Source organism: Chromatiaceae bacterium, from assembly GCA_024235395.1.
Taxonomy (GTDB): domain Bacteria; phylum Pseudomonadota; class Gammaproteobacteria; order Chromatiales; family Chromatiaceae; genus Thiosocius.
In genome coordinates this window covers 874364-886951 of the sequence record JACKMK010000002.1, presented here as the reverse complement: position 1 = coordinate 886951, position 12588 = coordinate 874364, and the positions used below count along the sequence as shown (strand labels likewise).

General features: G+C 63.7%; 11 protein-coding genes. 10 read left to right on the top strand and 1 reads right to left on the bottom strand.

From position 1 onward, the window contains the following. Positions 1–67: 67 nt before the first annotated feature. The 10 genes from H6955_12160 (at position 68) to H6955_12115 (ending at position 12132) form a co-directional block, all read left to right on the top strand. Positions 68–397 (top strand): ATPase, encoded by a 330-nt coding sequence (locus H6955_12160; GenBank protein ID MCP5314311.1) that lies wholly within the window; start codon positions 68–70, stop codon positions 395–397. Next, complete coding sequence (locus H6955_12155) at positions 394–1428, top strand: V-type ATPase subunit (GenBank protein ID MCP5314310.1); 1035 nt, start codon at positions 394–396, stop codon at positions 1426–1428. The genes H6955_12160 and H6955_12155 overlap by 4 nt, the downstream gene beginning before the upstream one ends. After that, positions 1428–3323 (top strand): V-type ATP synthase subunit I, encoded by a 1896-nt coding sequence (locus tag H6955_12150; protein ID MCP5314309.1) that lies wholly within the window; start codon positions 1428–1430, stop codon positions 3321–3323. Before H6955_12155 ends, H6955_12150 begins: the two co-directional genes overlap by 1 nt. Positions 3324–3336: 13 nt before the next feature. Further along, the gene (locus H6955_12145; GenBank protein MCP5314308.1) at positions 3337–3786 is read left to right on the top strand and encodes an ATPase; all 450 of its coding nucleotides are present in this window, start codon (positions 3337–3339) and stop codon (positions 3784–3786) included. A 9-nt stretch (positions 3787–3795) separates the two neighbouring features. After that, the gene (locus H6955_12140; GenBank protein MCP5314307.1) at positions 3796–4119 is read left to right on the top strand and encodes an ATPase; all 324 of its coding nucleotides are present in this window, start codon (positions 3796–3798) and stop codon (positions 4117–4119) included. Then, positions 4116–4778, top strand: a complete 663-nt coding sequence (locus H6955_12135; GenBank protein ID MCP5314306.1) for an ATPase — start codon at positions 4116–4118, stop codon at positions 4776–4778. The genes H6955_12140 and H6955_12135 overlap by 4 nt, the downstream gene beginning before the upstream one ends. Then, positions 4775–6571: a V-type ATP synthase subunit A gene (locus tag H6955_12130; protein MCP5314305.1), complete on the top strand. Its 1797-nt coding sequence runs from the start codon at positions 4775–4777 to the stop codon at positions 6569–6571. The genes H6955_12135 and H6955_12130 overlap by 4 nt, the downstream gene beginning before the upstream one ends. Then, positions 6568–7956, top strand: coding sequence for a V-type ATP synthase subunit B (locus H6955_12125; protein MCP5314304.1), 1389 nt, complete (start codon positions 6568–6570; stop codon positions 7954–7956). Before H6955_12130 ends, H6955_12125 begins: the two co-directional genes overlap by 4 nt. Continuing rightward, positions 7953–8582: a V-type ATP synthase subunit D gene (locus H6955_12120; protein MCP5314303.1), complete on the top strand. Its 630-nt coding sequence runs from the start codon at positions 7953–7955 to the stop codon at positions 8580–8582. The genes H6955_12125 and H6955_12120 overlap by 4 nt, the downstream gene beginning before the upstream one ends. 151 nt (positions 8583–8733) lie before the next feature. Beyond that, a complete protein-coding gene (locus H6955_12115; protein ID MCP5314302.1) occupies positions 8734–12132 on the top strand; it encodes an EAL domain-containing protein in 3399 nt (1132 codons plus the stop codon). 27 nt (positions 12133–12159) lie between these two features. Here H6955_12115 and fliJ read toward each other — a convergent pair whose 3' ends face one another. Further along, the gene (gene fliJ, locus H6955_12110) at positions 12160–12588 is read right to left on the bottom strand and encodes a flagellar export protein FliJ (GenBank protein MCP5314301.1); all 429 of its coding nucleotides are present in this window, start codon (positions 12586–12588) and stop codon (positions 12160–12162) included.

Sequence of the window (12588 nt, the reverse complement as noted above, 5' to 3'; positions counted from 1 at the left end):
GCACCCCGCGACGTCGACTAGACTTGGGCCAAAAAAGTCATTCCCCACTTTCAGGGTGACCCAGGCCGTGGATGACACATTGAAGCGTCTGCTTGCTGCAGAGGGTGCCGCCAGGGATATGGTTGCAAAGGCCCAGGCAGAAAGCGAACAACTCGTGCAGACCACTCTGCACGATGCGCACCAGCAGGAAGAGCGGTTCCAGGCACGCATCCCCGAATTGCACGCGGCCTTTCTAGAAAAGGCCGACCAGCGAGCAGAGCAGACCGTCGCGGAAATGGAACGACGCTTCCAGGAGCGTTTGGTACAACTGCGGGATGCCGCCGAAGCGCATGAAGACGCGGCACTCGAGGCGGGTTTCCGCGAGTTGCTCGGCGAGAACAGCGCGGGTCGCCCGTGAGCAGGCTGGCCGACCAGGCATATCTGCGCACTCGGCTGGCGATCATGAGCACCCATCTGCTCGGTCGCCAGCGATTGAATGGCCTCGCCGAACTACCCCTCGATGAAATGGCCAAGGCAAGCGGCCTGGACGAAATCAAGGATGGCAGAAACAGCGAACGCCTCGCGGCATTCGAGCGCGCGCTGATGCAGACCTGGCTGGACGAACTCAGCGCCTTGCTGCGGCCGCTCGGTGGTCCGGCGCGACGGTTGCTGATGCAGTGGGCCAGCCGTTACGAGCTGCTCAATATCAAAGCACTGGTACGCGGCAAGATCGGACAGCTGCCGAACGAGGACATCGAACGCAATCTGTTCCGGCTGCCGGGGTTCCTGAGCCTGAACCACGACGAGCTGTTGAACACCGACAGCGTGCCCGAACTGCTCCGCCATCTGCAAAAGACCCGTTACAAACGAATTGCGACCCAGGCACTGCGGCGCTACGAGGAAAGGCCGGATCCGTTTCTGCTGGATGCCACGCTCGACCAGCAGTTCTACAGTGAACTCAGCGATCGGGCACGCCAGCTGGCGAGCACCGACCGCGAAGAGATCCTCAATCTGATTGGACGTATCGTCGATCGGCACAATTTGGTATGGAGTCTGCGCTACCGCTACAACTACCGCTTGCAACCGAGCGAGGTGCTGTACCTTGCGATCGATGGCGGCCGCGTGGTCAATCGCGATGTATTGCTACAGATCGTCAATGCGGACACGCTCGAGGACGCGCTGAAACGTGTGCCAGCCGGCCTGTTCCAGGGCAGACCCACGCCGCGGGAGATCACGCTGATCGAGGCGGCAATGCGCAGCGATCTGATTGAACACGCGCTGCACGTGATGCGCCGCAGCCCGTCCGTCCTGACCAGCGTGCTGGCCTACCTGGTGGTGCGACACTTCGAGATCCAGACGCTCTATGCAATCGCCCATGCGCGGTTGCACGGGATGACCAGCGAAGTATTGAGAGAGGCACTCGACCCGCTGCACGAGGTAGCCGCGTAATGCGCGCAGGCTACGATATCCGCCACATCACGTTGACTCTGATGCGGGAAGACCTGGCGCTCGCCAGCCTGATACTCGCCGAGACCGAGACCTTCGCGCCGGACGAGCGCCCACTGCTCGAATCCGAGCTGCCCGAAGTGCCCGGGACGACCTTTCGTGCGCGGATCCGCCGTGCGTGGGGGCATCTCGACCGCCTCACGACCTTGCTCGGTGACCTGCCCCGCGATACCAGTGACATGCCGTTATTGGTGCTGCGCCGTGAGCAGTTGATCGAGATCGATCAGTGGCTGGCGGCAGCCTGGCGTCAATGCGCACCCTGTGAGGAGGCGCTCCATCGCATCGAGGATGAATTCCGCGAACTACGCCAACTCGAGCAATCGCTGGAGGACTTCGCCGGCCTGGACGTCGACCTCGGCCAGTTGCAGGGCGAACACATGCACCTCGATCTGCGCATCGGGGCAGTACCGGCGGACAACCTGCCACGACTGAAAGACATCCTCGCGCTGTCCAATCACATCGTGCTGGACGTCGCCAGCGAGGGGGAGATCGTACGGATCCTGGTGGCCGGGCGGCGCGAGGACGCGACCGTGCTGGACAGTGTGCTGCATGCAGCCGCGTTTCAACAGATAACGATCCCGAGCAGCTTCAACGACAACCCGGAAGCGCTCCGCGCTGATCTCACCGCGCGCCGGCTGAAGCTGGAGGACGACGCCAGGGAACTGAACGGCCAGTTGGCGAACTGGATGGACAGCAACCGCCGCGAGATGTTACGAGCCCGGCAGATGCTCGAAAGCGCGGAGCCGTACGTCAATCTGCGGGGCGCCGCGCGCTCGCGAGGGCAGCTGGCTGCATTGCAGGGTTGGATTCCGGCCAGGAAGATTGCCGAGGTCGAGGCGCAGCTGCACGAGCGGATGAGCCTGCCGTTCGTGCTGCAGTCGCGCAGGCCGCGGCCCGAGGAACGTCATCTGGTACCCGTGCCCACCCGAACCCGGGGACTGTTGAAACCGTTCTCCGTACTCGTGCAGCAATACGGGGTCCCTCGCTTCGGCGAGTTCGACCCGACGATACTGTTCGCCATCACCTTCGTCGGCATGTTCGGGATGATGTTCGGCGACGTCGGGCACGGCGCAGTCATCCTCGTGATCGGGTTGCTGTTGCGCCGACGGCTCAAGGCGTTCACGACGCTGTTCGTCCTGGCCGGCCTTTCGTCGATGCTGTTCGGCTGGCTGTACGGCAGCGTGTTCGGTGTCGAACACTGGCTGCATCCGCTGTGGATCGCCCCGATGTCGGATCCGCTCTACATGCTGACGGTCGCACTGGTCTGGGGCGTAGCGTTTCTGACCCTGGGTTCCGCGATCGCGATCACCAACCGGCTGGGTTCCGGCGATCAGCTCGGTGCGCTGTTCGGCCCCGGTGGACTGATCTCCCTGGTACTGTATCTCGCGCTGCTCGGCGGCCTGGCGAATCTTGTCCAACGCGGGAGTTTCCCGCTGGTGGCCACTGTTCTGGTCGTGCTGACCCTGCTGGTACTGGTCGTCTACCAGTGGCGCTCGTCGGAGGGTTCCGCGGGCGAACGCATCTTCACCACGTTGATAGAGACCTTTGAGATCGTCAACGGCTACCTGGCGAGCTCGCTGTCGTTTCTGCGCGTGGCCGCATTCAGCCTCAATCACGTGGCCCTGTCGCTCGCGGTGTTCACACTGGCCGACGGCATGGGCATGGTCGGCCATTGGATAACGCTGGTGCTGGGTAATGTCTTCATCATCGTCCTCGAAGGGACCATCGTGACCATCCAGACGCTGCGACTCGAGTACTACGAAGGTTTCTCACGGTATTTCTACGGTGACGGGACGCCGTTCCGTCCCTTGCGCGTCGGCCGTTCTGTCACCCGCTGATTCAGGAGCACTTATGACGACCATCATCACCCTGCTGACCCTCGCCCTGCTGGGCATGATCGCCTGCGGCGTCTACCTGCATTACCGGCCGCTCGAAGCCGCGCGCGCCCGTCGCCTGTTCAGACCGACGATCGGGTTCAATCTGGTGTTGTTCTTTGGCGCCCAGCTCGCGCTCGCCGTTCTGGGCGTGCGTGATGCCCTCGCCGCACCCGAGGTCGAAACGGCGGTAGCCAGCGGAGAGATCAGCGTTGGACTCGGCCTGGCCTTTATTGGCATTGCCCTGCCGACGGCGTTCAGCACCGTCGGCGCCGGCCTCGCCGTCGGCCCGATCGGCGCTGCATCCCTCGCGGCCGTTTCGGAAAAGCCGGAGATGTTCGGCCGCACGTTGGTTTACCTGGGTTTGGCCGAAGGCATCGCGATCTACGGCCTGGTGCTTTCGATTCTGCTGCTGAACCGCGTCTGAGCCGGCGAAATGGAGGCCACCCGACAGCTGTTCCTGGGCGAAGCGTCGCTGGCGACGGGGTTCCACCTGGCCGGCTTCGAGGTCTACCCGGATGCCAACGAGGCACAGTTGGACCAGCTGCTCGAGCATCTGCAGACCACACGTACCCCGGCATTCGTGGTCATCGACCAGCAGCTGGCGCAGTGCGGCAGCCGGCGGCTGCAGGAGGTTCGCCGCGAAGGCGGACGGATACTGTTGACCCAGGTCCCGCCGCTCACCCAACCCGATCAGATGCACAGCGCAATCGACGATCACATCCGACTACTGCTAGGCCTCGATGGTGAAGCGACATGAGTGATTCCGGGGAAGACCAACTGCGTTCGCTTGAGCAGGCGATCATGGCGCGCGCCGGGGAACTGGCCCAGGAGTTCACCGACAAGGCCAGTCGGCAGCGCGACAGCATCCTGCGTGACACTGCCGAACGCCTGCACATTGCCGAGGAACGCGAGGTGCTGGTCGCCAAGGCCGATGCTGAACGCCACTTTCGCCGTGTCACCCAGGCCAGCGAATTGAAGATGCAGGCGCGCCTCGACCAGCTGCGCTGGGAAATGGTGCAGACCGTCCAGGCACGTCTCGCAGAACGGATTCGATCTTTGACCTCCGATCGTGACAGCTACAGGCAGTGGCTGGCCACGATGATCGCAGACGCGGTTGAACGCCTGCCGGCCGGCGAGTTGACCGCCGAGGTGAATGCCGATGATCTCGGCTGGCTGGCGGCCGAATGGGATGCGCTGAGCCGCGAAGCCGCGCCCGACAGGCAGATAACGCTGGCCGAGAACCCGACCTGGGGCAGCGGCGGCATCAGGCTGCGGACCAGTGACAATCGCGCCCAGGTCGACAATCGCTTCGAGGGTCGCGCCGCGCGCTTCGCGGCGAACATCCAGCGCTCCATCCTGCAGCAGCTGTTCCCGGCCGGCATCAACGCCAGCGCACGTAGCGGAGGACCGCAGTGAGCGACGCACGCACTGGACACATTCGTGAGATCAACGGCCCGATTCTGCGCGTCCGCCTCTCGGGTGCGCGCAACGGTGAGCAGGTCCGCATCGGCAGTCTCGACATCGTCGGCGAAGTCATCGCCCTGGACGGCGAGGATGCGGTGGTGCAGGCCTATGAATCCACCGAGGGGCTGCGGCCAGGCGAATCGGTCGAGGGTCTGGGTCATCCACTGACCGTCGAACTCGGTCCCGGCCTGTTGCAGGGCATCTTCGATGGCGTGCAGAGACCGCTGCAGCAGATCGCCAGCGTCGCCGGGGACAATATCCCGCGCGGCCTGCGGATCGCCTCCCTGGATCGCGAACGGGAATGGCCGTTCGCCCCGACACAGGGTCTGGAACCGGGTCACCCGATCATCGCCGGTGCACGCCTGGGCATGGTGCAGGAAACCGAGACCATCGAGCACCGGATACTGGTGCCACCGGATGTGTCCGGCGAGTTGATCGACCTCGCCCCCGCCGGAAAATACACGCTGGACAAGACCATCGCGCGCGTCCGCGACCCGCACGGCGAGGTGCACAAGCTGAAGTTGTACCACCGCTGGCCGGTCCGCACGCCGCGTCCTTATGGCCAACGTGACCACGGCGTCGAACCGCTGATCACCGGCCAGCGCATCCTCGACACCTTCTTCCCACTGCTCAAGGGCGGCAAGGGCGCGGTGCCGGGCCCGTTCGGCGCCGGCAAGACCATGGTCCAACAGCAGGTCGCGCGGTGGTCGAACGCCGACATCGTGATCTACGTGGGTTGCGGCGAACGCGGCAACGAACTGGTCGACGTACTCGAGAGTTTTCCACAGCTGCAGGATCCGCATACCGGGCGCGGGATGATGGAACGCACGCTGCTGGTGGCCAACACCTCGAACATGCCGGTGGTCGCCCGCGAGGCGTCCATCTATGTCGGCATGACGATGGCCGAGTATTTCCGTGACCAGGGTTACGACGTCGTGATGCTGGCGGATTCGACCTCACGCTGGGCCGAAGCGTTGCGCGAGGTCGCCGGACGACTCGGGCATATGCCGGTCGAAGAAGGCTATCCGGCCTACCTCGGTTCGCGGCTGGCCGCGGTCTACGAACGCGCCGGCCGGGTCGAAACCCTGGACGGCGAACGCGGTTCGGTGACCCTGATCGGCGCGGTGTCACCGCCGGGAGGCGATTTCTCCGAACCGGTCACCAGCCACACCAAGGAGATCATCCAGACCTTCTGGGCACTGTCCAAGGAACTCGCCGACGCGCGGCATTACCCATCGGTGGATTGGGTCGACAGTTTCTCGCAGGATGTCTCGACGGCGGCCGGCTGGTGGGCGCAGAACATCAGTGGCGCCTGGAACAAACGTCGTACCGAGGCGCTGTCGCTGCTCGCGCGCGACGCCGAACTCTCACGCATCGTCAATCTGGTCGGGCCCGAGGCACTCTCATCGGCCCAGCGCTGGGAACTCGAAGGTGCCTCGCTGATCAAGGAGGCGGTGTTGCAGCAGAGCGCGCTGGATGCCGCCGACAGCTATTGCTCGCCGCACAAGCAGTTCGAACTCCTGGAACTGGTGATGCAGGTCTTCGATCGCGGACGCGAACTGATCGCAATGGGTGCGCCGGTCCAGGAACTCGCCGAGCACCCGGTGCTGGCGCGCATACGCCGCGCCAAGTCGACCTGGAGCAGTGACGAGACCGACCAGCTCGCCGAGTTCGCCGGCGAGGTCTACAAGGCGTTTGCGGCACTGCACAGCGAGTACGCATCGAGTCAGGAGAAAGCCTCATGAGTGATGTCGAGTACCGTCGCGCCGAGGCCGCGCAGGGAGGTCTGCTGATCGTAAGGGGGGTCGACGAGGTCGCGTTCGGTGATCGTGTGCGCATCCGTGACCACCGCGGCAGGCAGCGCAACGGCCAGGTGATCCTGGCCGCCGAGCGCGAGACCCTGATCCAGGTGTTCGAGGGCACCGATGACATCGATCTGGACAACACCTGGGTGCGTTTCCTCGACAAGCCGCTCACCCTAGCGGTCAGCCCCGGGTTGCTCGGTCGCGTGTTCAACGGGATCGGCGAACCGCGCGACGGCCGGCCGCCGATCGTCGACGGTGAGGAACGTGGCATCAATGGTTCGGCAATCAATCCGGCGGCGCGCAACTACCCTCGCGAGTTCATCCAAACCGGCGTATCGACGATCGATGGCCTGAATTCACTGGTACGCGGACAGAAGCTGCCGATCTTTTCGGCATCCGGCCTGCCGCACAACCGACTGGCCGCGCAGATCGTTCGCCAGGCCCGCCTGCCCGGCGAGGCGAGCAATTTCGCGATCGTGTTTGCGGCGATGGGCGTCTCGTACACCGATGCGCGGTTCTTCCGCGAATCATTCTCCGACTCCGGCGTGCTCGGCAATGTGGTGATGTTCATCAACCACGCCGACGATCCTCCGGTCGAGCGGCTGGCGCTGCCGCGTGTCGCTCTGACCGCGGCCGAGTACCTCGCATTCGATCTCGACCGCCATGTCCTGGTCGTGATGACCGACATGACACACTACGCAGAGGCGTTGCGCGAGGTCGCGACCGCCAAGGGCGACGTCCCCGCGCGCAAGGGCTACCCGGGCTACCTGTACTCGGATCTTGCCGAGATCTACGAGCGGTCCGGTCGCATCCGCGAGCGCCACGGTTCGGTGACGATGGTTCCGGTGGTGTCGATGCCGTCCGACGATATCACCCACCCGATCCCCGACCTGACCGGCTACATCACCGAGGGTCAGATCGTGCTGTCGCGCGAACTGCACAACCAGGGCATCTACCCACCGGTCGACATCGCGCCTTCGCTGTCGCGCCTGATGAAGGACGGCATCGGCAAGGACGATACGCGCGACGATCATCCGCGGGTCGCCAATCAACTGTATGCGCTGTACGCCAAGGCCCAGGAGGCGCGCAACCTGGCCTCGATCATCGGTGCAGAGGAACTCTCGGCGCGCGATCAACGCTACCTCGAATTCGCCGAGCAGTTCGACCGCCATTTCGTCGGCCAGGGCGAGGACGAGAACCGCAGCATCATCGAGACCCTCAACCTGGCCTGGGAGCTGCTTTCGCAGTTTCCGCGCGAGGCGCTCACGCGCGTCAGCGAGACCGACCTCGCGCACTACCACCGCAGCGGAGAAAAGGCCGCATGAGCCGGCTGCGCACGGCACCCACCAAGAGTGCGCTGCTGAACCTGCGCAAACAGGTCCGCTTCCTCGAAGACGGACATGCCCTGCTGGAACGCAAGCGCGAGTTGCTGACCCGCCTCGTGTATCAGCACATCAAGGAGTACCAGGACCGTAAACGCGCTGCGCACGAGACGCTGAGAACCGCCTATCGCTGGTTGAGCATCGCGCAGTTACGCATGGGTGATCGTTCGATTGCCCAGGCCTCCCTGGGGGCATCGCCTTCGACGCGAATGAAAGTCCTGGCGCGCCGGTCGCTCGGTGTCCAGTATCCCTCCGTCGAGGCCGAGGTGGTCGCCCCTCAGCCGGTCGGCCTGCTGGGTACGGACCCGAGCTTCGACGAGGCCCGCCAGGCGTTTGCCCGCGCGGCGGTCCACCTGTCCGAACTGGCCACGGTGGAGATGGCGCTGTATCGTCTGATCAGCGAGCAGCGAAAGGCACAAAAGCGCGTCAACGCGCTGAAATACAACATAATTCCCTCTTATCGCAGCAAGATCAAACAGATCGCCGAAGCGCTCGAGGAAGAAGAGCGCGGAACGCTGTTCCAGATCAAGCGATTGCGCGAGGCGGCGGAGCGCAAACACACCGGCTGAGTGGAGTACCCACACCCTGTGCACCTTCACAAATCGGTGCGCCAGCCGCTAACGGTGGACGTTCCAGTGTCCGTCTCCAGCTATGCCGCCACCCGCCCGAACAACGCCGGCCCCCGAGCCCGCTCCGGTCAACACGACCGAACGGCGCGTCATGCTGCTGACGGTGCTTGGCATCCTGTTGACGAGTTTCCTGGTGGGCGGAATTGCGACGGTGCTGCTGTACCGCTCTCAAACGGACAACCTGATGCACCAGCTGTCGTTTGCGTTGGAACTGCAGACGACCGCGCTCGAGGCGGAACTCGGGCGCCTGGAAGACATAGCCTCCCAGATCGCCAGCCGTAGCCACATCCGTGAAAAGCTGGGCCACTATCTCCACGGGGAAACGACCCTGTCTGCGGTGCAGGAATTCACCGCGCCCCCCTTGCAGGATGCGATGGTCTCCGACAGCGGCATCCTCGGCATCACACGGCTGGGCACAGCCGGCGAACCCCTGCTGAGTGTCGGTGCGCCGATTCCAAGGTCCGCCTGGCCGGACGAACCCTCCACCGTCGTGACAGGGGTCGGCAGGCCGACCGATGGCCGCATCGTCGTGTCGGCGCCGATCCGGGACAACACGCAACGCGCCTTGGGCACCGATCTCGTGATGCTCCGCGACGACCGGTTGCAGGCGATACTGCGCGGATTTCTCGATCATATCGAGGCAGTGGGTGACATCCGGGTGGTGGCGCTCGAGGGCGACCGTCTGGTCGACCTGTACCGCACCGGCCTCAGAACGCATCGGACCGACGAAAACCTGCTGTCGCAACGGCTCGGCGAGTCGCGTTCCGAAGGCGATGCCACTGGGACCTTCACACTTGACGACGTTGACGGCCGCGAGCTACTGCTGGCCTTCCGCACACTGAGCCACACCAACTGGCTGATCCTGTTCGAGTCGGAGCACGACGTGTTTTTCGCGGCAGCGAGGCGCCAGGCTGTCGTAGCGGCCCTGGCGGTGCTCGCATTGGCTCTGCTGGGCATCGCATTGACACGCCTGGCGACCAGCCCACTCGTCGCAGAGATCTCGGCCGAACGCCACCGGCTGCAGGACCTGCTCGGACGCAACGCCGAGTTGCTGGAAACCATCAAGGCCGACCAATCCAGGCTGCAGGCAGTCATCGACAACGCACCGGAAATCATCTACATCAAGGATCCACTCGGCCGGTACGTACTGGTCAACAGCAGTTACGAGCGTCTGGTCGACCGGCCACGGGGACAGATCGTCGGCAAATTCGACCACCAGCTGTTTGCCGAGGACTTCGCCGCATCGACCCGACTCACCGACCGCGAAGTCCTTGCCAGCGGTGCCGCGGTGACCGTCGACGAAAAGCCACCGACCGGAGACGCCATCCAAGACTTCCTGGTCACCAAGTTTCCGCTCCTCGACGAGCAAGGCAAGGTCAACGGCATTTGTGGCATCGCCACGGACATCACCGAGCGCAAGCGCATCGAGCACCGGCTCGCGCTCACCCAGAACACTGTCGACCATGTCAGCATCGGTGTGTACTGGGCAGACGCCGATGGTCGTCTGATCTACCTGAACGACGCCGCACGCAAGGCGCTGGCCTTCGACACAAGCGAAGCAGTGGGCCTCTCGGTGGCCCAGATCGCGCCGGGCACCCGGCAAGCCGATTGGAATACACATTGGCAGGCGTTGAAACAGGGCGGGAGCCTGCGCTTCGAGAGCAGCCACCGGCGCGCCGATGGCGAGGAATTCCCGATCGAGGTACACGCCAATCACCTCGCGTTCGACGACCAGGAGTTCTACATCGCGGTATTCCACGACATCTCCGCTCGCCTGGAATCCGAGCAGCGCCTCAAACTGTCGGCCACCGTGTTCGACTCGTCCACAGAGGCGATCGTGATTACCGATCCGCAGGGCGTCGTGCTGGACGTCAATCAATCCTTCACCCGGATTCTGGGTTTCACGCGTGATGAAGTGATCGGCAAGACACCGAACCTGTGGCGGTCCGACCGACATGACGATGCATTCTACGAGGAGATGTGGCGTTCGATTATCGACACCGGTGCCTGGCGCGGGGAACTCATCAATCGGTCCAAGAACGGCGTACTGACCGCGGAACTGGTCGCGATCAACGCCGTGCGCGACGAAGCCGGCGAAGTGACCAGCTATGTCGCGATCTATACCGATATCAGTCACCTCAAGGAGTCGCAACAGAAGCTCGCCCATCTCGCGCATCACGATGCCCTGACCGGCCTACCCAACCGGGCATTGTTCAACGAGCGCCTGCAACACGCACTCGAGCGCGCCGCACGGCGTCATGGTCAAGTCGCGGCAATCTTCGTCGACCTGGACAACTTCAAACACGTCAATGACAGCCTCGGCCACGAATACGGTGACGAGCTGCTGGTGCAGGTCGCCCGGCTGTTGGCCTCTGTACTGCGCCAGGAGGACACCGTCGCGCGGATTGGCGGCGACGAGTTCACGGTGCTGATCGAGGAATTCGATGTGCGCACCTCGCTGGCATCGGTGATCGAAAAGGTCATCGATGCATTCGACCGGGAGTTCGTCCTGGGCGCTGCCCAGGTCCGGGTGACGCCAAGTATCGGCGTCGCGGTATCGCCGGACGATGGCAAGGATGCGAACACCCTGATGCGCAACGCCGACGCGGCGATGTATCGGGCCAAGGCACTGGGACGCAATACCTACCAGTTCTATACCGAGGATCTGACGCGCCAGGCGTTCGAACGCATGCTGGTGGACAGCGCGTTGCGCAATGCCATCCGCAAAGGCGAATTCGACCTCCGATACCAGCCCCAGGTCGATCTGGCCAGCGGCGAGATCGTCGGTGTGGAGGTGCTGGCACGCTGGTACAACCCGGACCTCGGCCAGGTCTCCCCGGACCGTTTCATACCGGTGGCGGAGGACAACGGTGCCATCCTGCAGATCGGTGAATGGGTACTGAGGGAGTCGTGCCGACAGGCGAGAGAGTGGCTGGACCAGGGGCTACTGAGCGGCACGCTCGCGGTGAACATCTCCGGCACACAGGTGCGACGCGGTGATCTCGCGGAATTGGTCAAACGCGTGCTTCTCGAAACGGGCCTACCCGCGGCGAACCTCGAGCTCGAAGTCACAGAGAGTTTCATCATGGGCGAGTCGGCACAGGCGATCGAAGTGTTGAGGAAGGTACGTGAACTGGGCGTCGTGCTGGCGATCGACGACTTCGGGACCGGCTACTCGTCTCTGTCCTACCTGAAGTCGTTGCCTGTACAACGGCTGAAGATCGACAAATCGTTCATCCGCGACATACCCGACGACCCCAACGACATTGCGATCACCCGCGCAGTGATCGCGTTGGCGAAGAGTCTCAATCTCAATCTGGTCGGGGAAGGTGTCGAAACCGAGACGCAGCGTCGGTTCCTGGTCGACGAGGGATGTCAGTTCGGTCAGGGCTACCTGCTGTACAGACCGATGTCGGCGTCGGACCTGCAGCACGTGCTGGTTGACCAGGCACTGCAGCCAAACATCGCCCGGTTGCCGCGAAAGATATGAAGGGGCGCCTGGCGTGTGCCTGGCCGACTAGCGCTTACGCTGCGCACGGTCGTCGCTCTCGGACTGTTCCTTGCGTTCCTCGTCCCGACGCTCCGCCTGAGACAGGCGGTCGACCGCATTTTCCATGGCCTTGGACTTGGTATAGCGGCCTCGCCATTGCTCCTTGGTGGAGGCGCATGCCTGCTGGGACTGCAAGACCACCTTTTCCTGGTGTTCGATCGCGGTCTCCAGTTTTCCGATGAACACCTGGTACTCCATCACCTGGCTGCCCGACAGGCCGCTCGCCACCGCACGCGAGAACCGCTCGAGATACTCCGCGAGGTATTGCCTGAGCTCATCGAGTCGCTGCATCGCCGCCTCTCGCTGCTTCAGCGACTCACCAAGTGCGGCTGCCGCCTTGCGCTCGTGATGCGAGGCGATCTTCTGGATCGGTTTGAATCGTTGTGACGGCGACAT